General features: G+C 59.3%; 19 protein-coding genes. 13 read left to right on the plus strand and 6 right to left on the minus strand.

Features of this window, described 5'->3' with window-relative positions; translation table 11 throughout:
- Nucleotides 1-184 precede the first annotated feature (184 nt).
- The gene (locus AAIL66_RS18820) at nt 185-1,417 is read left to right on the plus strand and encodes a DUF4382 domain-containing protein (RefSeq protein WP_034404913.1); all 1,233 of its coding nucleotides are present in this window, start codon (nt 185-187) and stop codon (nt 1,415-1,417) included.
- Nucleotides 1,418-1,687: 270 nt separating this feature from the next.
- Here AAIL66_RS18820 and AAIL66_RS18825 read toward each other — a convergent pair whose 3' ends face one another.
- Both AAIL66_RS18825 and AAIL66_RS18830 read right to left on the minus strand, forming a co-directional pair.
- Nucleotides 1,688-1,993, minus strand: coding sequence for a heavy-metal-associated domain-containing protein (locus AAIL66_RS18825; RefSeq protein WP_072248220.1), 306 nt, complete (start codon nt 1,991-1,993; stop codon nt 1,688-1,690).
- Between the two features lie 185 nt (nt 1,994-2,178).
- Complete coding sequence (locus AAIL66_RS18830) at nt 2,179-2,640, minus strand: cupin domain-containing protein (RefSeq protein ID WP_034378205.1); 462 nt, start codon at nt 2,638-2,640, stop codon at nt 2,179-2,181.
- An 844-nt stretch (nt 2,641-3,484) separates the two neighbouring features.
- Here AAIL66_RS18830 and AAIL66_RS18835 point away from each other — a divergent pair.
- The 3 genes from AAIL66_RS18835 (at nt 3,485) to AAIL66_RS18845 (ending at nt 5,579) form a co-directional block, all read left to right on the plus strand.
- Complete coding sequence (locus AAIL66_RS18835) at nt 3,485-3,802, plus strand: LysR family transcriptional regulator (protein ID WP_003071090.1); 318 nt, start codon at nt 3,485-3,487, stop codon at nt 3,800-3,802.
- 379 nt (nt 3,803-4,181) lie between these two features.
- On the plus strand, nt 4,182-4,466 hold the full coding sequence (locus AAIL66_RS18840) for a hypothetical protein (RefSeq protein WP_012839761.1): 285 nt from the start codon (nt 4,182-4,184) through the stop codon (nt 4,464-4,466).
- A gap of 195 nt (nt 4,467-4,661) precedes the next feature.
- Nucleotides 4,662-5,579 (plus strand): nitroreductase, encoded by a 918-nt coding sequence (locus tag AAIL66_RS18845; RefSeq protein WP_343497440.1) that lies wholly within the window; start codon nt 4,662-4,664, stop codon nt 5,577-5,579.
- A gap of 499 nt (nt 5,580-6,078) precedes the next feature.
- Here the strand turns inward: AAIL66_RS18845 and AAIL66_RS18850 are convergent, their stop codons facing one another.
- The 3 genes from AAIL66_RS18850 to AAIL66_RS18860 form a co-directional block, all read right to left on the minus strand.
- On the minus strand, nt 6,079-6,672 hold the full coding sequence (locus AAIL66_RS18850; protein WP_343497441.1) for an HD domain-containing protein: 594 nt from the start codon (nt 6,670-6,672) through the stop codon (nt 6,079-6,081).
- Between the two features lie 204 nt (nt 6,673-6,876).
- Complete coding sequence (locus AAIL66_RS18855; protein WP_343497442.1) at nt 6,877-7,875, minus strand: catalase family peroxidase; 999 nt, start codon at nt 7,873-7,875, stop codon at nt 6,877-6,879.
- Between the two features lie 34 nt (nt 7,876-7,909).
- Nucleotides 7,910-8,299: a hypothetical protein gene (locus tag AAIL66_RS18860; RefSeq protein ID WP_045838649.1), complete on the minus strand. Its 390-nt coding sequence runs from the start codon at nt 8,297-8,299 to the stop codon at nt 7,910-7,912.
- Between the two features lie 1,278 nt (nt 8,300-9,577).
- On the opposite strand from AAIL66_RS18860, the gene AAIL66_RS18865 reads away from it, so the two are divergent.
- The 5 genes from AAIL66_RS18865 (at nt 9,578) to AAIL66_RS18885 (ending at nt 15,026) form a co-directional block, all read left to right on the plus strand.
- A complete protein-coding gene (locus AAIL66_RS18865; protein ID WP_343497443.1) occupies nt 9,578-10,966 on the plus strand; it encodes a diguanylate cyclase in 1,389 nt (462 codons plus the stop codon).
- A 46-nt stretch (nt 10,967-11,012) separates the two neighbouring features.
- Complete coding sequence (locus AAIL66_RS18870; RefSeq protein ID WP_343497444.1) at nt 11,013-11,951, plus strand: hypothetical protein; 939 nt, start codon at nt 11,013-11,015, stop codon at nt 11,949-11,951.
- A gap of 150 nt (nt 11,952-12,101) precedes the next feature.
- Complete coding sequence (gene nadC / locus AAIL66_RS18875) at nt 12,102-12,971, plus strand: carboxylating nicotinate-nucleotide diphosphorylase (RefSeq protein ID WP_034353963.1); 870 nt, start codon at nt 12,102-12,104, stop codon at nt 12,969-12,971.
- Between the two features lie 103 nt (nt 12,972-13,074).
- Entirely contained in the window at nt 13,075-14,073 is a 999-nt protein-coding gene (locus AAIL66_RS18880; protein ID WP_343497445.1) for a tripartite tricarboxylate transporter substrate binding protein, read from the plus strand.
- A 260-nt stretch (nt 14,074-14,333) separates the two neighbouring features.
- Nucleotides 14,334-15,026, plus strand: coding sequence for a hypothetical protein (locus tag AAIL66_RS18885; protein ID WP_045838645.1), 693 nt, complete (start codon nt 14,334-14,336; stop codon nt 15,024-15,026).
- Between the two features lie 7 nt (nt 15,027-15,033).
- Here the strand turns inward: AAIL66_RS18885 and AAIL66_RS18890 are convergent, their stop codons facing one another.
- Entirely contained in the window at nt 15,034-15,555 is a 522-nt protein-coding gene (locus AAIL66_RS18890) for a YqaA family protein (protein WP_042437679.1), read from the minus strand.
- A gap of 290 nt (nt 15,556-15,845) precedes the next feature.
- Between AAIL66_RS18890 and AAIL66_RS18895 the strand changes: the two genes are divergently transcribed.
- The 4 genes from AAIL66_RS18895 (at nt 15,846) to purH (ending at nt 19,634) form a co-directional block, all read left to right on the plus strand.
- The gene (locus tag AAIL66_RS18895; RefSeq protein WP_034353957.1) at nt 15,846-16,499 is read left to right on the plus strand and encodes a M15 family metallopeptidase; all 654 of its coding nucleotides are present in this window, start codon (nt 15,846-15,848) and stop codon (nt 16,497-16,499) included.
- Between the two features lie 154 nt (nt 16,500-16,653).
- Nucleotides 16,654-17,718, plus strand: coding sequence for a tRNA dihydrouridine synthase DusB (gene dusB, locus AAIL66_RS18900; RefSeq protein ID WP_343497446.1), 1,065 nt, complete (start codon nt 16,654-16,656; stop codon nt 17,716-17,718).
- Nucleotides 17,715-17,948, plus strand: a complete 234-nt coding sequence (locus tag AAIL66_RS18905; protein WP_003071135.1) for a Fis family transcriptional regulator — start codon at nt 17,715-17,717, stop codon at nt 17,946-17,948. The genes dusB and AAIL66_RS18905 overlap by 4 nt, the downstream gene beginning before the upstream one ends.
- Before the next feature lie 87 nt (nt 17,949-18,035).
- Nucleotides 18,036-19,634 carry a bifunctional phosphoribosylaminoimidazolecarboxamide formyltransferase/IMP cyclohydrolase gene (purH, locus tag AAIL66_RS18910; RefSeq protein WP_343497447.1) on the plus strand — a complete coding sequence of 533 codons (1,599 nt, stop codon included), beginning with the start codon at nt 18,036-18,038 and terminating at the stop codon, nt 19,632-19,634.
- Nucleotides 19,635-19,733 lie beyond the last annotated feature (99 nt).

The following is a 19,733-nucleotide window of genomic DNA, read 5'->3' on the forward strand; positions in this document are numbered from 1 at the left end:
GCCATGTTCTATTTTCGGCGATGACTGTGGCATATGGAGGCAGGTTTCCATGGCTTTGTTACCGAAGGTAGAGCATGATTGGATCTGCTCAGAGATTGGCTCGAATGCGGGGTCTACGAGTCGTAACACTGTATCCAAGGGCACTCCTAGCATTGCGCTGTCTTTATTTTCAAAAAGGTAAGGTATGAGCAACTTGCATGGATTCCGATCTGCCAAGGCCTTGTGCTGGACGGGTTTGGGTTTGATTGCTGCCGGCCTGGCAGCATGTGGCGGCGGTGGTGGTGGCGATAGCACCCCACAGCAAGGCACGCTCAAGCTGGCCATGACCGACGCTCCGGCGTGTGGCTATGACCATGTCTATGTCACTGTCACCAAAATCCGCGTGCATCAGAGCGCCACGGCAGGTACCACCGATTCTGGCTGGAGCGAGTTGACGATTCCTGCCCAGCGCATTGACCTGCTCGGTTTGACCAATGGTGTACTGCAAGAGCTGGGCTCGCTTCCGCTGCCAGCCGGCAACTACCAGCAGGTCCGATTGGTGCTGGCTGACAATCCTTCCAACCCGACATCTGCCAATCCGCTGGCCAATGCACTGGTGCTGTCGGGTTCGACCAACGAGATCGCGCTGACCACTCCCAGCGGCCAACAAAGCGGCTTCAAGCTGAAGGCCAACTTCAATGTCACCGGCGGCCAGGTCGCCGATATGGTTCTGGACTTCGATGCCTGCAAGTCCATTGTCAAGGCAGGTAACTCCGGCAACTACAACCTCAAACCCGTGGTGGCCGTCATCAAGCGGTTGACTACAGCAATTGTGGGCTATGTGGATCCCGCTCTGGCCTCCAGCGTCGTGGTGTCCACACGTGACCCGGACAACAACCTGCGCGCCACCGTGCCCAACGCCACCACAGGCAAGTTCGTACTGGCCTACCTGCCGGAGAACACCAACTACACCGTCGTCGTTGCAGGCCAGAACCTGACCACCGCCGCAGTGACTGGCGTTCCTGTCTCTATCGCTGCAGGCACTACCACGCTCAACGCATCGACGGCCCCCATTCCGCTGCCTGCATCTGCTTCGGCGACTGTTGCGGGCAAGGTGACAAACACATCCAATACGCCTTTGACAGATGCTGATGTGAATGCCCAGCAAGTGCTGAGTGCAGGTCAGAGGCTTGATGTTGCATGGACTTTGGTTGATCCCGCCAATGCAAACTACAACCTGAATCTGCCATTGCTGGCGCCCAACAAGGCGCCTTACGTCGCAAGCGGACCTTTGGTTTTCACTGCAGACACCGCTGCCGCTGGCAAGTACAACATCTTGGGTAGCACTGCCGGCTACACCACTCAGACCACTGCGCCAGCAGTGACGCTGACAACCGCCAACAGTGTGACCACCAAGGATCTGGTTCTGGCGCCTTGAGGAAAAACTGGGCAATGGGTCGGAATGCTGCTCGTGGCATTCCGTATCCATGCCCAGATCGTGCTGTCGCCTGCTTCCTAAAATGAAAGCCTGGCTTTCAGGCCGCTTTCATTGCATCCATCGGAGATCACCGGGGTTGCAATCGCAGTGTGAAGCGCCGGGAGTTCCAGCAAATGACGAGCACGCTGGATGCACCAGCACTTCAGGAGGGTGAACCGATCGCTCTGGCGAGATCCCTGGCTCAATCGGTCTCCTCGTTACCCGAGCCGCTCATGAGGGTGCATCATCGCCACCGCAGCATGAAACACCGGGATGTGGCGCCCGACATTTGCATCGAGCAGTATCTGGGCCTGCATTGCCTGCCAGGGCGGGGGGCGGTTCAATCAGCTCAGGCGTATAACCCGCATCCTGGATGGCCTCTGCAAACTCGGCGTCAGATGCGGTTCCCGAGATAAGCACGGTTCGCTCCTTGAGCTCAAACTCGATGCAGGCCTTGTCATCCATGGCCACAATTGATCGTTTGATGCGCCCCGCGCAGCCACCGCATGTCATGTCGGTCACACGAAAAGCAGTCATTGCATGCTCCTTTCAAGGTTGTGAGTCAAGTCTCAACCCTGACATCATGAGAATGTCAAATGCCTTGTATCTACGATGCTGACCGGGGGCGATGGCATCTGCCAACCTGTTCCTGATGCGCTTGCCCTGTGCGAGGGGGCACGCCAGCGGCTCCGCCGAGAGCACGCTGGGTGTGCAACCTGGATTTACTTGTGCGCCTTCTGCGGATCATCTGCCGGGTCGACGTAGTTCAGGTCGAATGGGCCTTCCCCGTGGATCTGGATCACTGTTGGAACCTTGAACATGGCGAAGTGATTGGCCTTGGCCGGAATCGAACCGAAGCTGCCGGCTTTTTGGACTTTGAGTGCCTTCGAGTCCCACTTGTCGCCCATCCCGATCATGACCGTGCCCGAAATGACGGTCACGTTCTCGGCTTGACTGTGCCAATGCGGCAAGACGCGATAGCCGGCGGGCACGGACAGACGCACCACATAGGGGCCGGGTTGATTGGGATCACCTAGGAGTACCGCGAACTTGGCTCCTTTGGCGAGAACCGGAGGCGGTGCTCCCCACTCGACACCTTCGGTGCCGTGGATGGCCCAGGATGCCATAGGAATCACTGCCAGCGCGACGAGGCTGGCCGAACGAGCGAACGAGAAATGAGACATCAGAGTCTCCTTGCGCGCGACCCATACACACCGCCGCTGACATCGCACGCGTCATCAGGGACGAGCCTCCTGAATTGGGCTGTGATGATCCGCCATGCGCACTTCACAGATGTTGACAGGAGGTATCAAAGCCTATTGCAGGCAGATTGGGTTTACAAGCCATGCCAATGCTAAAGCTAATGTCTGTGTGCGCAGCTCATGGTAGCTGCCGGTTCTCGACAACCTGGAGCCAAAAGGCGCCAGGGAGGCACGTTTGCCAAGCTCGAGGTTGCAGAGCCTGCAATTTGCTCCAGTATGCGGCGTCACAGGCTCCGATATGGAGTGAAGCGCTGGAATCAGCAGATCGCAGAGTCGATTGGCAACAAGGGCTGGTTTTGCGGCTGTCGCATATCGACACAATGCAGTCCTGTGCCAGGAGACGGCTTTGCCGCGATTGGAGCTGCTGATGGTCACGTCGCGGCCTGTCGGCCATCATTTCACAGCGCTCAGCTGAGCCACGGCTCCGGGGGCTGCGCAGTCACGAGCGAGCAAATGATTCACGGCAAAGTCCGCGGTCAGGGCTCACGCAAAAGAGCTGAAGGCCTATTGCCGCGCATTCAGCCTCGATGTTCAGCGGTTTTGGCACTCCGACCATATGAACCGAGCCTGTTGACTACGCTGATGCTTCGGACTTGAGGCTTCAGCCATCGTCATAATCCGTGCTGTGCCGAAATAGTTCCGCCCAGGGCGACGTGGTTACGCTGAGCCTTCAGTAACTTCACATCTTGCGTTTTCAAACCACATGTCCAATACACCTTCACGCTCCAATCTCGCTTCACCACAAGTGAAGCTGCGCATGCGTGTTATGGCCGGTGACATCATTGCCATCGGCCCTGGGAAAATCGAACTCCTGGAGACCATTAACGAAACCAAATCCATTGCTGCGGCAGCCAAATCCCTGGGCATGTCCTACCGCCGGGCCTGGTTGCTGGTCGATGGCATCAATCATGCGCTGAATAAGCCGGCGGTGATCACATCGACGGGCGGCTCTCATGGAGGTGGTACGGAGCTCACTGAAACGGGGCATCTGGTGATTGCTCTGTATAGGCGTATCGAGCAACATGCTCTTAGGGCATGTCAAGCCGATCTGGACAAGCTGGTCGCCTTGGTCCATAGCAGCTAGGTAGGCTGACGGCACAGGCACTTGCACGCAGTGGCGTAGTGCAAAGAATCTCTCATGGCATTGAGCTTCGTGCTGCGGCTCAAGTACGGGTTTCATCGCTTAACGCTCATCGCCTCCCCGTCACCACGAGGGCAGGGCGCTGAAGGCATCGCATCAATTCCGTCAGAAACGCTGGCCTGCTTCTCGCAAACCATGAGCAAGCAGTGCTGCCCAATTCTCACCCACCATATTCAGTGGGTGGCTCATCTCTTCGTAATATATACTTAAATATAACGAAGGCTGGCATGGCAGACTTCGTCTAGTTGGCGCGCAGCGGCTCCTCCTGCTTCCATCTGCCACTGTCTCCCGAACTCTTGTGCTTATGTGAATTGAGACCTATATGGGAAGCGAAAAGCTCAACGTTGAAGAGCGGCTGCAAGTGCTGGAAATACTGTTGGAGGAGTCAATCTGGGGGCTCCATCTCGAGCGGCCAGAGCACCGCAAGGCCATCGCGTCTGCTCTGTATACCCGCCTTGAAGTGGCCAACCTGCACCAGGCGTACTCACCGGGCGTGACTGCTGCTTTGTATGAACAGGCGGATGCGCTGTCCGAATTGGACAACACGCCTGATCCGCTCAAACCCATGCTGCGTCCCTTGGTTCGATATTCAGGGGCTGCAGACTGAACGTCCCATCTTCCCCTCAAAGATTTGCGCAAGCAGGCGCGGCTTTGCAAGGACAGACATCGATTTAAGAAGGTGTGCGCTCTATGTGCAAAGACATGACGAACACGGCTCGCCCAGATCACCGCTCATAAGCTGGTTCGAATAATCAATGCCTTGTTCGTACTTCGCGACGATCATGTTTAGTAGAGGGCTTTAGTGAAGCAAGATCACATTTCCTACCTGTTGTCCCTCCATCGGGAGCAGGACTGGGCGGCAGCAGCAATTGCATGTCAAATCTCTCAAGCGCAGCTGAAGAAAGCTGTGGCAGAAGCCGAACGCGAGTACGGCTGTTCCCTGGTGAAAACCGGGACAGTCTTTCGGGGGTTCACGACTGAAGGCGAGAAGGTCGTTGTCTGGGCCCAAGGCTTGTCGGAGGCCATTTCCACCCTCAAGCATGTATTTGCGGTTTCGAACAGTAGAAAGGCGATTGCCCCTCTTCTGGATCGACGCTCCGTCTCACCGAAGCGACTTGAGGCTCCGGGAGCGGACAGCCAGGAGATCGACCTGATGATCGAGGCGGCGTTGAGCGCACCAGATCATGGTGGTCTACATCCTTGGCGTGTGCTGGTGTTTCCCGCGGATTCTCGAGCGCGGCTGGCAGATTTATTCGAACAGGAGAAATTGCGCCGCGACCCTCTAGCCTCCACTGAGGACCTCAGGCGTGCGCGTGAGCACGCTACACGCAGCCCGACTTTGCTCGCTTTCATCATGTCGCCCAAGCTGCGCATGCGGGTGCCGGAGCGTGAACAATGGCTGGCAGCCGGCTCAGCACTGGGCAACCTGCTGAATGCCGCGCATCAACTCGGCTTTGGTGCCATCATGCTCAGCGGAGAGCGCTGCTTCGACGTTTTACTTTGTGCTGAACTGGGGATAGAGTCCACCGAGTATCTGGCCGGATTCATCAGCCTTGGCAGCATCACGGCAGCGCCGCCGCAGCGAAAGCCCGCCATGCTCGATACTGTGAGAGCCTTCTGGCATTCCGGTGAGCCGAGTGCTGAGACTCCTGCGAAAAGCCAAGTCTGCCTTGATTCGGCGGCCAGCAATGCAATCTCCGAATCACAGGTTCCCCGCTAAGTTATGCGACATCTTCGCCAGACGCAGGCGGCATGCTTTCTGCAGGCAAGCTGCGAGCGCTGCTCTTGTCTGGCCAAGTTTGAGCAAGGAGATGACCGGCATGCTTGAGCGGGTCACGGGCAGCGAGGCCCGAAGGCTGGCGTCAGGTCTTCACTTCGACGGACGGCTCGAAGCCCACAAAGATCATGCGTTTACCAGGTAGGAGTGCTGCTGACGTTTCGATTCGATGGTGCTGCTGCATATCTGTCCAGAGGCTGAGGTTTGCGGCCGCAAGCTTCTGGCTCAAAGCCGCGGCTGTGCTCGACCGACGTCGCATGAAAAATCAAAGAGTCAGGTTTTGGGGAGCAGTCAAACCATTCCAACTTCTGTGATCGTCGATTCCCGTACGCTGCTGCTCATCCGGGCACGATGCAGCAGCTCGATTGCGACGAGCAAGGGCTGCTTTGCAACACTCACTCTCAGACAAGAAATGCCTTGCTGGCAGTCGCTTGACGGTGGCCTAGAGCGACTGGCCAGGATTGCGGGAGGCTTCGGCAATTCTCTGGCGTGTGCCTTCGTCGAGGATTTTGCGCATCAATGAAAACAGAGGTTCGGCGCTGGTGTGCTTCTGACCGTAGGTCAGATTGAACCCGTAGTCGAAGTCGGCCGGGTTGGCTCCCTGGTTGTGCTGAAGAATGGTCTCCAGCTTGTCCAGTGCCTTCACGGCTTTGGCTTCGGGCGATGCGGCATCCTCATACTCCTGCCAAAGCGCAAGGATCTCGGCTTGGTGCGACTTATCGAGCGAGCGTGTGAGATGCAGGAGATCGGCCTTTTCCTGCTCGCTTTTGTCAGGATGCTGGTCTTTCTCGATGGCAGGAATGTCTCCGTGAATCGCTTCGCCCAAATCATGCACAAGGCACATTTTCAGCAGCTTGAGCATGTCCATGCCGGCCAGTTCGTCCTCGAATGTCATCGCCATCAGGCACAGACGCCAAGTATGTTCGGCGGTGCTCTCCGTCCTGCCTGTCGATGTGCGCGCGCTTCGGAGCACGCTCTTGAGCTTTTCCGCTTCTTGCAGAAAGGCCAGACGGCCCTTGATCTTGTCGATATCCATGCCCGATTCTATAAAGACCCATATGTTCTCGGTCGTCGCATGCTGAAAAGCCAGGGAGGCCAGGAGACGAGCATTCGCCCTATGCACTCTGCCGGATGTACGCAGCGCAGAGCACACAGGCTGGTTCGGCCGCGAACTGCAAGGTCTGCCGGCCGCAGTCTCGGATGCCCGGATGTCTTGATCCGTTCGAGGTGACCCTGGAATTCATTGACCGCTCAAGCGCTTGCCAAATGACACAGCATAGGCCTGGGAGCGAAAGCGGAGCACGGGATCATTGGTCGGCGCAATGCCGTCGGCCATGACCATCGGGTCAAAGTTGATCGACTCGCACATGGATGCTTTTTGAGGCGAAGCACTGGTGATCGTCAATGTACCGGCCTTGAACTCGGGCCGCTGTGCGGGCCAGGGCTGCGTAGGGTCGTCCTGTGGATCGCCTGGCTGCCCTATAGTCACCAGCATGTCCCAGCGAGCCGGCTTTTGCGCCGTGCTGTCGATCAAGGCTTTCTCCAGGAAGTCGGCATCTGCCGTCTTCAATGCTTCGTTGCTCAGAGACTTCTCACCCTCCTGCGGCACGAAGCGCCAGCGCACCGGCGTCACCTTGTCTTGTGCGTTGATGAACTTGAAGGTGTGAATTCCAAAGAATGCGCTGTGGGTGTAGCTATCCGGCGGGTTGTGGCTGGCCAAATATTGCGCCTGGGCATGATTGTCGGGATGGGACGCCTTGAATGCGCTGAGCGATTCCGGATCTGGCTTGCCGGTGGCGGGATCCGGGCGCTGGGCCAAAGTCAGATCCAGGAAAGTCCTGGGGCTGGATGCACCGAACATGGGGGTGTTCAACATGGACATCTGCTGCAACTGCCCCTGCGGTAGCTTGAATTGCAGCGCCATGCCACGTGCGCTCCTGGCGGCATCAGGGGCCTTGGGATTGCCGCCTGCCAGAGAGAAGCGGGCGATTACCGGAACGACTTTGCCTGTGAACAAGATGGAGCGCGAGTAGCCGGCCGCCTCAGAGGTGCCGACGAATTCGCCGATCGCGCAGCTTCCTTTGATGTGATTGCGGCGCTGTCCCTGGTGCACGCCAAAGGTGCCCTCCAGAGCCTGGACCACCTCGGGTGCCGTCACTTCAGGTTCTGCAGCCTGGAGGAACACCGGGGGCAGCGCCATGATGCAAGCCGCTGCGAGCTTTATTTTTCTGCGGTTCATTGTTTCTTCCTTTCAATGCTCGGACCTTGGACTCTTAGGGTCGGGCTGTGTGCCAGGCGTTGTTGAGAAAGCCATCTCCCGTCTTGTCTCCTGGCTTGGCATCTTTGGACCAGTAGTAGAGCGGACGGCCTTTGTAGGCCCATTGTTTGTCGCCGCTGTCGCGGATCACGACGCTCCAGTCGCCACTAGCAGCGCTGCCTGAGGCCACCATCAACGGAGGCCAGTTCGTGGCGCAGACGCCGTTGCACACGCTTTTTCCGGAACCTGCGGCATCCTTGTCGAAGACATAGAGCGTCATCTGATTGGGGCCAGCGAGCACACCATTGATGGCGGAGGCTGGCATCTGTGCCTGGGTCCCGGATGTCATGGCACAGGCCGCCAGCAGCACCGAGTTCAGGGCGGCAAGGAAAACGAGGCGGGTCATGGAATCTCCTTTTGGTTGACTTGCTGTAAACAGTTCAACGAAGCGGTTTATTCCAAGCAGAGCTGTAACTACGTGGTTTTCAATCTCTATTGATGTCAACGATGCCGGCCATGCGTAGCTCAGGCCGCGTCACCCAATAGACATGTCTCTGGGGCCGATCTCTGCGGCTCGCAGCTGTCGAGGAAAACCAGTGCGCAGCCGGGTCAAGCAGCTTATGAATGAGCTGCATCGCCCCAAAAGCGATACAGGTTTGCACCACGGTTGTCGGGTAATCATTGATCGCGAAGCTGATGGCAATCTGAACAATCCGCCTTTACCCGCTCAAGCCTGAAGCGCTCGCCTAACCAGGCGTTTCTGATGCCGTCGTCTAAGCGAGCCCAGTTGCTGGAAGCAGAGTGGCCGGCCAGTCAGCCTTCGCAGGCTTGGAAGCTGCAGCTTTGTTCAGTTGTGAATCCTCGACAGTCTTGTCGTTCAAGAAGAGGGACTGTGAACCCTCGAGAAACAGGCTGAAAGCCTATGGTCTTGGCTGTGCTGCAACTGCCCTGAAGCATGGAGAATCCTCCAGGGACCACATGGGCAAGGACAAGATGAGCAAGGACGCCATGGATAAGGAAGGAATGTCGAAAGGCGCCATGGGCAAATAGCAAGCAAGGCAGCGGCAATAGCCATCTCGACGTCTTGTCGCTCCCGACGCCCCACCATGCTCGATTTTTGTAGATTGAGCTGCAGGTGCTGCGTCCGCTGCTGACACAGCATCAAGCTCATTTTGTTCCTGCAATCACAACGCGCGGACCACCCGGTCCGGGCCACCCTGGCCGGGCCGCCCTGGCAGGGCTGGGCTGTCACGACGCGGCCGGAAGACGAGCCGTGCTGTCCTGAAAGATAGCCAGCTCGTTCATGCGCTGGAGGGCTGGAGTCCGAAGTTCGAGGGCCGGCATCTGTACTAGCCGTAGCAGGTGCCAATCATCACCAGCATTCTTACTGGTGATTCAGGCGATCAGGGCTGTAGCCATTGCGGTCGGCCCGAGGCTGACAGCTGCCATCTGATTGCAGTTTGAGCTGCTGATGTCCCTGACCATGGGTGATGCGCGGGGGGGCGGGCGCGGGCAGCTCAGCCCGCGGGAAAAGCCCGGAAATTTCCGGTTTATGACCTGGTGGCTGCACCGCTGAGGGCAGCTCGGCGTGGACAAGCTGAGATGCTGTGTTTTTGGTATACGCAAGTGACGCAAAGTAACGAATAATGAGCCTTCACGACTGCAGCGCGCTCGAGGTTCAAACATGATTCGTGCCAATGCCATCGCAAAGCGAACGATCACCGGCCAGTTGCTGGAGATCGCCATGGCTCAGTCCTTTTGCGCAGTGATGATTACCGATGCCAGATTGGCTGGAGAGGGCGCTGTCATCGAGTACTGCAATGCAGCCATGTGCGAGATGACTGGATACACCGAAGCAGAGCTTCTGGGCCGCTCGCCGCGCATGTTGCAGGGGCCGCTGACGGATCAACTGGTGTTGCTGCGTTTGCATGAGTCTCTGGAGCAAGGCCTGCCATTTCAGGGCAGTGTGGTGAACTACCGCAAGGACGGCAGCACCTACCACGTGGAGTGGAATATTTCCCCCGTGCGTGATGAGAAGGGCGTCATTCGGCATTTTGTGGCGGTGCAGCGCGATATTTCGGAGCGTGTGCGGGCCGAGCAGGAGCGCGCGCTGCTCGCCAGGGCATTGAATGCGGCCAATGACGGCATCTTGATCACGGATCGCGACTCCACCATCGTCTTTGTCAACCAGGCTTTTGAAGCTCTCACGGGCTATAGCGCGGCGGAACTGCTGGGCCAACCCACCGAGATGCTGCGCTCGGGCCTGCATGAGCCGGAGTTCTATGCCCAGTTGCAGGAAGCATTGAGTCTTGGCCACAATTTTCGCGCCACCTTCATCAACCGTCACAAAAGCGGCGGCGTGTACTACGCCGAGCAGAGCATTGCAGCTCTGCGCGACGAGTCAGGGCAGATCAGCCACTATGTAGGGGCATCCAAGGACATCAGTCGCATGGTGCAGCGAGAGATGGAGTTGCGCGAGCGCGCAAACCGCGACAAGCTGACGGGCTTGCTCAACCGCCATGCAGGCGAGACCGAGCTCAAGCGCAACCAGCTCCAGGCTCAGAACCAGCTGCGACCTTATGGCGTGATATTGGGCGATATCGATCTTTTCAAGCAGGTCAACGACCGCTTTGGTCATGTCGCCGGAGATCGCGTGCTCAAGATGGTGGCACATGTGCTTTCCGGCAAGGTTCGTCGCTATGACCATGCAGTGCGCTGGGGCGGAGAGGAGTTCCTGATCGTCCTCTCGGATGCCAGCCTCAGTGTGGCCGCGGGCCTGGCAGAGCGCATTCGTTGTGCCGTGGCGGAATGCGCTGATCCCGAGGTCGGGCGTTTCACCATTTCTCTAGGGGTCGGGCTCTGGGAGCCGGGCGAAACCGAGGACGATCTGCTCAAGCGCGCAGATGCGGCGCTCTACAGGGCCAAGCATAGGGGGCGCAATCAGGTGGCCATCGCCACGGGGTCGATGAACATGCCTTTGGTGCAAGCGCCCGAGTTGCTCTCGCAGGGCGATTCCTTGACCTTTTCGGGGAAGAGTCCGGATAAGCCGTGGACAGGGGCTGCCTCACCTTAGAATTTGCTCTTCCTCCCTGTCCTCGTCTTCATAGCTTTTGAGTGGTTTGAACAATTCCGAACTGCATTCCGTGCAGGCCGATCTGGTGGCAGTGCTGGTTGCCGTCACGGGTGGCCAGCCCCGTATCCTGACCACCGGGTCCGGGCAAGCCTTGCCTGCCGGGCCTTTTACCAGCAACCACCGCTCGCTGCAGGCCAGCTTGCGTGCCTGGGTGGAGAAGCAGACCCACCATCCTCTGGGCTTTGTGGAGCAGCTCTACACCTTCGCGGACCGGGAGCGCTCGCAGCAGCTGGGCATGCATGTCATCTCCATCAGCTATCTGGCGCTGACTCAGGAACTGGATGAGGCCGGTGCCGCACAGCCGGGCTGGCAGGACTGGTATCGCTACTTTCCCTGGGAGGACTGGCGCGACGGGATGCCCGGCGTGATTGCCGAGCGCATTGCGCCAGCGCTGCATGTCTGGAGCGAAGCTGCTTCAGATAGTGTAGCTAGAAGCGCACGCTGGCAAAGAGCTTCAATGACTTTTGGCCTTGATGAGCACGAATGGAACGAGGAGCTGGTTCTGCAGCGCTACGAGCTGCTGTTTGAGGCAGGTGTGGTGCCCGAAGCCTGGGGCGAGGATGATGAGGCACGCGCGGCCGAATTGCTGCCCGGTGCCGCCATGAGTAATGATCACCGCCGCATTCTGGCTACCGGCATGGCCCGTTTGCGCGCCAAGATCAAATATCGGCCCGTGGTGTTTGAGCTGATGCCCGAGGAATTCTCGCTGCTGCAGTTGCAACAGACGGTGGAGGCGTTGGCGGGGCGCGGCTTGCACAAGCAGAACTTCCGGCGCCTGATCGAGCAGCAGGCGCTGGTTGAGGAAACAGGCCAGATGACGGCCGTAGGTGCGGGCCGCCCGGCCAAGCTGTTCCGCTTCCGACGCAATGTAATGCTGGAGCGCGCCATTGCTGGCAACAAGCTGCCGCTGGCGAGAAGTCATTAGCCCCTGAACCACTCTTGGGATGGAGTACTGTTTTAACTGCGGGAGCGGCTTGACTTAAATAATGCTCAGACTTAGCATAAGTCCGTTTGCGTAAGGCCTGAAAGCGATCCGGAAGTCTTTGCGTTTTTTATTGAACTAAAAATACTCAAAATGAGCATTAATAAAGTTGCAGCCTTGCCCGTCCCACCCCTGCCCGATGTAATGCTGGAGCCGCTGGTACGCATGGCCTTGCTGGAAGATCTGGGACGCGCCGCAGACTTGACCACCGACACCATTGTTCCTGCCGATGCGATGGGCGAGTTGCGTCTGGTGGCCAGGCAGGATGGCATCTTGGCCGGCCTTGATCTGGCACGTCTGGCCTTTGTGCTGATGGATGCTCGCATGGAGTTTGACGTCCGCTGCGCAGACGGCACGCTGCTGCAGCCAGGCATGGAGATCGCCCGCATTCGTGGCAAAAGCCGAGCCATTCTCACGGCCGAGCGTACGGCGCTCAACTACCTTTGCCATCTCAGCGGCGTGGCCAGCGCCACGCATTCGATTGCCGAGGCCATCAAGCCCTTCGGCACCCGAGTGACCTGTACGCGCAAGACCATGCCGGGCCTGCGAGCCTTGCAGAAGTACGCCGTGCGTGTCGGTGGCGGCAGCAACCACCGTTTTGGCCTGGACGACGCCGTACTCATCAAGGACAACCATATTGCACTGGCCGGCGATGTCGCCACGGCTGTGGGGCGTGCTCGTGCCGGCGTGGGACATATGGTCAAGATCGAGCTGGAAGTGGATACGCTGGCCCAGCTGGATGTTGCGCTGCAACTGGGCGTGGATGTCGTGCTGCTGGACAATATGGGCCTGGATGATTTGCGCACTGCGGTCGGTATGTGCAAGGGCCGGGCCATCACCGAAGCCTCGGGGCGTATTACCCCCGAAACCGCAGCTGCCGTGGCTGCCACGGGCGTGGATCAGATTGCCGTGGGCTGGCTCACGCACAGTGCGCGCGTGCTCGATATAGGTCTGGACGCTTGATGGCCTACCTCCTGAGCGGCTTTGCCGCTTCCCTCCATGGGAGAGGGGCAGCCTCGCTTCGCAGCGGCGCTTGCTTGCGGCCCCTTGTTTTAGGGGGGCATTGATGAAGGCCATGCTGAAGTGGCGCCGCAGCTGGCCGGTACTGGTTGCTGCAGCGCTGGCGGGGACGGCTGCGGGGATTTGGCATGCCCGTGCGGGCACGGCGGTAGTCCGTTTTGAAAAGCCCATCACCATCGTTGTGACCTTTCCGCCAGGCGGTGGCACGGACCTGTTGGCGCGCCGTCTGGGCGCAGCCATGCAGCAGCGTTTGGGCCAGTCCGTGGTGGTGGAGAACCGGCCCGGCGCCAGCGGCAATATCGGCGCGAGCGCAGTGGCCGAGGCAGCACCCGACGGCGCCACGCTGCTCATGGCCAACAGCTCGTTTGCCATCAACCCTGGTGTGTATCAGCAGCTGGACTTTGATCCACGCCAGGACTTCAAGGCGGTTTTCAATGCCGGCACTATTGCTTCAGTGCTTGTGGTGCCGGAGCACAGCAGCATTCATAGCCTTGCGGATGCATTGGCGCAGGCATCGGAGGAGCGACCTCTGGCCTTTGCCAGTTGCGGCAATGGCACGCCCCAGCATATGGCGGGTGAGATGCTGGGGCAGGCAGCGCACGTGCGGTTGCAGCATATTCCGTTCAAGGGCTGCGGTCCTGCCATTACCGCAGTGGCTGCCGATCAGGTCCCGCTGGGTGTGGTGACGGCCAGCAGTGCCGTCGCTTTGATGGGCTCGGGGCGGGTGCGTGCCATTGCCGTCACTGCGCCGGAGCGTGTGGCTCAACTGCCCGACGTGCCCACGGTGGCGGAGCAAGGCGTCAAGGCTTTTGCCGTGGAGCAGTGGCATGGAGTGCTGGCGCCGGCAGCCACGCCGGAGCCGATTGTGAAAAAGTTGCACGCAGTGTTGGTGCAGATTCAGGCCGATCCCCAGATGCAGGAGTCTCTGCAGAAGCAGGGCTATACGCTGGTGCAGCAGTCTCCGGCTCAATTCGGGGCACAGATTCTTGCGGACATGGACCGCTATGCCGTGGTGACCCGGAGTCTTGGTCTGAAGGTGGATTGAGCCCGCATGTCTGTCTTAGGGGGCTGCCGGTGGAGCAGACCGCGGAAACGGTCATCGGAATGCGCGCGAATGCTGCGGGCTATTTTTGTTGCTCATCAATCAATAGCTTCATGTACTTGTCGTACAAGGACTAAGTCAGAAAAACACTTGGATTGTCGGGCTGCCCAAGCTGTGTCACAGTGCTGCGCTAATCTTCTGCCAAGCGGTTGATTGCCGCAGAGCCACGCCTCTGAATAAAGCACATAGCAGGGAGGGAACTCATGTTTTTACACAAGCTGCTGCCGGTAGCGGTTGCAACTCTGGCCACGGCGGCCTACGCGGCCCGCCCTATGAATACTGATGATGCACGCATCGTCGATGCCAAAGCCTGCCAGCTTGAGAGCTGGGTCAAAAGCCCCAAAGGACATACCGAGTTCTGGGCGCAGCCGGCCTGCAATTTCACCGGCAACCTGGAATTGACCATGGGAGGGGCTTTGAGCCGTGAAAGCGGCAGCACGCGTGGCAGCGCACAGATGCTTCAGGGCAAGACACTGTTCAAGACGCTGGAGACCAATGGCTGGGGTTGGGGGCTGGCTGCAGGCATGTCGCGCGACCCGCGTCGCGATGCGGGTGGCGGTCACGATATGTATGCCTATGTGCCCGTCAGCTGGTCGCTGGCTGATGACAAAGTGGTGTTGCACACCAATTTGGGCTGGCTGCGCGAGCAGGGTACGCGCAGCAATCATCTGACCTGGGGCTTGGGCAGCGAGACCCAGTTGCGGGAGCGCACCTGGCTGATTGCCGAGACTTATGGACAGGGCTCGGGCAAGCCTTTGGTGCAGGTGGGCATGCGTTACTGGGTCGTGCCGGACAGGGTGCAGATTGATGCCACATACGGCAACCGCATTGGCGAAGGCAATCAGCGCTGGTTTTCGCTGGGATTGCGTCTGCTGACGCCCTCGTTTCTGCCTTGAGCTGGATCTAAAAAAAGCGCTGAATGATCTGGTGCAGGCCTGCCGTCATCAAGGTATAGCGCAGGAATTTTCCAACTGCCATATAGGCGACGCAGGGCCAGAAAGGCAGGCGCACCCAGCCGGCGACCGCGCATAGCGGGTCGCCGACGACGGGCAGCCAGCTCAGCAGGCAGGCCTTGGCGCCGTATTTGCGCAGCCAGTAACGGGCGATGCGGTTCCAGCGTGACTTGTGGTGCATGTTCTGGGGCGGCGGCTCTCCATGTCGGCGCAGCTTTTTGGCCTTGTTCCAGGCCTGGTTGGCGGCCAGTCCCATCCACCAGCTGATGGCCCCACCCAGCGTGTTGCCCGCCGTGGCGACCACAATGGCGGGCCAGAACAGATCGGGGTTGGCTGAGACCAGTGCGGCCACCACGGGCTCAGAGCCCAGCGGCAGCAGGGTGGCCGAGACCAGGGCCACGACAAACACGGTGCTAAGGCCCAGCTCCGGCAGGGCCAGCCATTGCAGCAACTGATGTATCCACGCTTCCATAGGGCGGCTAGTTTAGGCGGGTCGCTCAATTCCCTGAACTTTGCATCCTGTCATTTCTCAGTCATCGGCCATAGTTGCAGGCTGTTGATATATGGTTTCTTATCCAAATGCGTACACAGGTGTTATCCGGTAACGCCAGATCAATGGGAGTAGGAATGGCTTTCAGCCCTCTAAAAAAAATGATGCGATCGAGTCAGGCAGCAGCCCTGGCAGTCGCTTTGCTTTTGATAGCTGGTTGCGCACCGAACATAAAGACCATCGCGCCGTCTGATGCCAGACCAGCGGTCACCGTGACTGCCGATCTGGTGCCGCTGGCGACGCTGGCGCCCGGCATCAAGCAGGACATGCGCTATGTCTCCAAGCACAACTTCATGGGCCGCCCCGTGGCTGGCTATGAAGCCGGGGTTTGCTGGCTCAGCCGCGTGGCTGCCGAATCTCTGGCAGCTGTTCAAGAGGAACTGGCTGGACAGGGGCTGGCTCTGAAGGTCTATGACTGTTACCGACCCCAGGCGGCCGTCGACGACTTTGTGCGCTGGGGTCGCGATATGGCCGATCAGAAAAACAAGGACATGTATTACCCGCGCGTGCCCAAGAGCGAGCTCTTCAAGCGTGGCTACATCGCCGAGAAATCGGGTCACAGCCGTGCCAGCACCGTGGACATGACGCTGCTGGTAGTGGATGCCAAGCGCGCCAGAAAGCTGGTGCGTGGCCCGCTGGCCGACGGTATCGAAGTGGACATGGGAACGCCCTTCGATCTATTTGACGAGCAGTCGCATACCGACAATGCCCAGCAATCGCCGGATGTGCAGCACAACCGCCGCTGGCTGCGCAGCCTGATGCAGCGCAACGGATGGAAGAACCTGCCAGAGGAGTGGTGGCATTACACGCTGGTCAGCGAGCCCTATCCCGAGCAGTACTTTGACATGCCGGTGCGTAAAAACTGAGACGCCGGTGCTGCATTGCCCGATAGTGACTCGCCTCGCAGGGTGATGCATGGAGTTTGGTTTTGCTGAAAATTTGAGCAGGTATAATTGCCCCCTCTTTTCCAGCGCCCGGTCTGTGCCAGACATTGCCTGCCGCAGAAACCAAATTCTCTCCATGCCCGCCCTGCACATTGGTCATATTCCATTGGCAAATCGTCTGTTTGTCGCTCCCATGGCGGGTGTGACGGACCGGCCGTTTCGTCAGCTGTGCAAGGCACTGGGGGCCGGTTACGCGGTCAGCGAGATGGTGACCAGCCGCAAGGACTTGTGGAACAGTCTCAAGACCAGTCGCCGTGCCAACCATGAAGGCGAGCCTGGGCCGATCTCGGTCCAGATTGCCGGCACCGAAGCGCCCATGATGGCCGAGGCTGCCATCTACAACATCGAGCGCGGCGCGCAGATCATCGATATCAACATGGGCTGTCCGGCCAAGAAGGTCTGCAACAAATGGGCGGGTTCCGCCCTGATGCAGAACGAGCCGCTGGCCGTGGAAATTGCCCAGGCCGTGGTGGAGGCCGCACGTCCTTACAACGTGCCCGTCACCCTGAAGATGCGCACAGGCTGGTGCGATACGCACAAGAACGCAGTTCTGCTGGCGCGCCAGTTTGAAGATGTCGGCATCCAGATGCTGACCGTGCACGGCCGCACGCGCGAGCAGGGCTACAAGGGCTTTGCCGAGTACGACACGATTGCGGCCGTCAAGCAGGCCGTCAAAGTGCCCGTGGTGGCCAATGGCGATGTCAACAGTCCCGAAAAGGCCCGCGATGTGCTGGCCTATACGGGGGCGGACGCCATCATGGTCGGCCGTGCAGCCCAGGGCAGGCCGTGGATCTTTCGCGAGATCGCGCACTTTCTGGCCACCGGCGAGCATCTGGCTCCTCCTCTGGTGGCCGAGCTGCGTCGTCTGCTGCTCGAACATTTGCAAGATCACTACAGCCTGTATGGCGAGGGAGTCGGCGTGCGCAGCGCCCGCAAGCATATTGCGTGGTATCTGCGAGCTCTGCCGGGCGGGGAAGAGTTCAGAAAACACATCAACACTATTGAGGACTGTGCGGTGCAATGGCAGGCCGTGGCCGACTATCTGGATGTCTTGGGGCAGCAGATGGAGCGGATCCCGGCGGCCACGGCCGCTGCTGAAGCAAGCAGCGAGCTGGACGAACCGGCAGAAATGGCTGCATGAGCAATCAGAATTTAGAACAAGTCGTTCGCGATAGCCTGGAGGGCTATTTCCGCGATCTCGAGGGCGAAACACCGGCCAATGTCTACGACATGGTGATTCGTCTTGTCGAAAAACCGCTGCTGGAAGTGGTGATGGGCCAGGCCGACAACAACCAGTCGCGCGCCGCCGAATGGCTGGGCCTGAATCGCAACACCCTGCGCAAAAAGCTCGTCGATCACGAATTGCTCTGAACGACGAAGCTACCAAATCCATAGCTGCAAGCGCTTGATATATCTGCACTTGCAGCTTGTTTTTATCCAAACTTTGAATTGACGCCCATGAAAGCTCTGATCTCCGTCTCTGACAAGACCGGTATCGTCGAATTTGCGCAAGCCCTGCACGCTCTTGGCGTGCAACTGCTGTCCACCGGTGGCACCGCCAAGCTGCTGGCCGACAAGGGCCTGCCCGTGACCGAAGTCGCCGAAGTCACCAAGTTCCCCGAGATGCTGGACGGCCGCGTCAAGACCCTGCACCCCATGGTGCACGGTGGTCTGCTGGCTCGCCGCGAACTGCCCGAGCACATGGCTGCTTTGAAGGAGCATGGCATCGAGACCATCGACCTGCTGGTGGTCAATCTCTACCCCTTCGAAGCTACCGTGGCCAAGGCCGGCTGCACCCTGGCCGACGCCATCGAGAACATCGATATCGGGGGCCCCGCCATGGTGCGTTCCGCTGCCAAGAACTGGAAGGATGTGGGCGTTCTGACCGCCGCCGACCAGTACGAAGCCGTGCTGGCCGAACTCAAGGCGAACGGCAAGCTGTCCGACAAGCTGCGTTTTGCGTTGTCCGTGGCGGCCTTCAACCGCATTGCCCAGTACGACGGAGCGATCAGCGACTACCTGTCTAGCGTCAAGTTCGAAGACGAAAAGCTCAGCGAAGAATATGTGCCCGAGCGCGCCTTGTTCGGCGGCCAGTCCAACGGCCATTTCATCAAGGTGCAGGATCTGCGCTACGGTGAAAACAGCCACCAGCAAGCCGCCTGGTACCGCGATCTGTACCCCGCTCCTGGCTCGCTGGCCACGGGCGTGCAGCTGCAGGGCAAGGAACTGAGCTACAACAATATCGCCGACGCCGATGCGGCCTGGGAATGCGTCAAGAGCTTTGACACCCCTGCCTGCGTGATCGTCAAGCATGCCAACCCCTGCGGCGTGGCCGTGGGCGCGAATGCCTTCGAAGCCTATTCCAAGGCTTTCCAGACCGACCCCACCAGCGCGTTTGGCGGCATCATCGCCTTCAACCGCGCTGTGGACAAGGCCGCTGCCGAAGCCGTGTCCAAGCAGTTTGTCGAAGTGCTGATGGCTCCCGAGTTCAGCGCCGAAGCCCTGGAAATCTTCAAGGCCAAGGTCAATGTGCGCCTGATGAAGATCGCTCTGCCCGCCGGCGGCGCAACCGACTGGGACAACGGCCGCAACGCCATCGAGTCCAAGCGCATCGGCTCGGGCCTGCTGCTGCAGACCTCGGACAACCATGAGCTCAAGCTGGCCGACCTCAAGGTCGTGACCGTCAAGCAGCCTACCCCCGAAGAGCTTCAGGACCTGCTGTTCGCCTGGAACGTGGCCAAGTTCGTCAAGTCCAATGCCATCGTCTTCTGCAAGAACGGCATGACCATGGGCGTGGGCGCAGGTCAGATGTCGCGCCTGGATTCGGCCCGCATTGCCTCCATCAAGGCCGAAGCCGCCAAGCTGTCGCTGCAGAACACCGTCGTGGCGTCGGATGCCTTCTTCCCCTTCCGCGACGGCCTGGACGTGGTGGTCGATGCAGGCGCTACCTGCGTGGCCCAGCCTGGCGGCTCCATGCGCGATCAGGAAGTGATCGATGCTGCCAACGAGCGTGGCGTGGCCATGGTCTTCACCGGCGTGCGCCATTTCAGGCACTAATTGCTCCCCCTGAGGCGCTATCGCGCCTTCCCCCTCTCTCGCTTTGCGCTGGAGGGGGACGACACCCTCGGTGCGCGACGGCGCTTCCTTGGTGTCTCT

This window comes from Comamonas sp. F1-6 (genome assembly GCF_039581415.1).
Taxonomy (GTDB): Bacteria; Pseudomonadota; Gammaproteobacteria; order Burkholderiales; family Burkholderiaceae_C; genus Comamonas; species Comamonas thiooxydans.

What these genes read in the sequence shown, in the direction of transcription:
- AAIL66_RS18820 (WP_034404913.1), top strand. Translation starts at nt 185, where the DNA reads ATGAGCAACTTGCATGGATTCCGATCTGCCAAGGCCTTGTGCTGGACG.
- AAIL66_RS18825 (WP_072248220.1), bottom strand. Translation starts at nt 1,993, where the DNA reads ATGACTGCTTTTCGTGTGACCGACATGACATGCGGTGGCTGCGCGGGG.
- AAIL66_RS18830 (WP_034378205.1), bottom strand. Translation starts at nt 2,640, where the DNA reads ATGTCTCATTTCTCGTTCGCTCGTTCGGCCAGCCTCGTCGCGCTGGCA.
- AAIL66_RS18835 (WP_003071090.1), top strand. Translation starts at nt 3,485, where the DNA reads ATGGCCGGTGACATCATTGCCATCGGCCCTGGGAAAATCGAACTCCTG.
- AAIL66_RS18840 (WP_012839761.1), top strand. Translation starts at nt 4,182, where the DNA reads ATGGGAAGCGAAAAGCTCAACGTTGAAGAGCGGCTGCAAGTGCTGGAA.
- AAIL66_RS18850 (WP_343497441.1), bottom strand. Translation starts at nt 6,672, where the DNA reads ATGGATATCGACAAGATCAAGGGCCGTCTGGCCTTTCTGCAAGAAGCG.
- AAIL66_RS18855 (WP_343497442.1), bottom strand. Translation starts at nt 7,875, where the DNA reads ATGAACCGCAGAAAAATAAAGCTCGCAGCGGCTTGCATCATGGCGCTG.
- AAIL66_RS18860 (WP_045838649.1), bottom strand. Translation starts at nt 8,299, where the DNA reads ATGACCCGCCTCGTTTTCCTTGCCGCCCTGAACTCGGTGCTGCTGGCG.
- AAIL66_RS18865 (WP_343497443.1), top strand. Translation starts at nt 9,578, where the DNA reads ATGATTCGTGCCAATGCCATCGCAAAGCGAACGATCACCGGCCAGTTG.
- nadC (WP_034353963.1), top strand. Translation starts at nt 12,102, where the DNA reads ATGAGCATTAATAAAGTTGCAGCCTTGCCCGTCCCACCCCTGCCCGAT.
- AAIL66_RS18880 (WP_343497445.1), top strand. Translation starts at nt 13,075, where the DNA reads ATGAAGGCCATGCTGAAGTGGCGCCGCAGCTGGCCGGTACTGGTTGCT.
- AAIL66_RS18885 (WP_045838645.1), top strand. Translation starts at nt 14,334, where the DNA reads ATGTTTTTACACAAGCTGCTGCCGGTAGCGGTTGCAACTCTGGCCACG.
- AAIL66_RS18890 (WP_042437679.1), bottom strand. Translation starts at nt 15,555, where the DNA reads ATGGAAGCGTGGATACATCAGTTGCTGCAATGGCTGGCCCTGCCGGAG.
- dusB (WP_343497446.1), top strand. Translation starts at nt 16,654, where the DNA reads ATGCCCGCCCTGCACATTGGTCATATTCCATTGGCAAATCGTCTGTTT.
- AAIL66_RS18905 (WP_003071135.1), top strand. Translation starts at nt 17,715, where the DNA reads ATGAGCAATCAGAATTTAGAACAAGTCGTTCGCGATAGCCTGGAGGGC.
- purH (WP_343497447.1), top strand. Translation starts at nt 18,036, where the DNA reads ATGAAAGCTCTGATCTCCGTCTCTGACAAGACCGGTATCGTCGAATTT.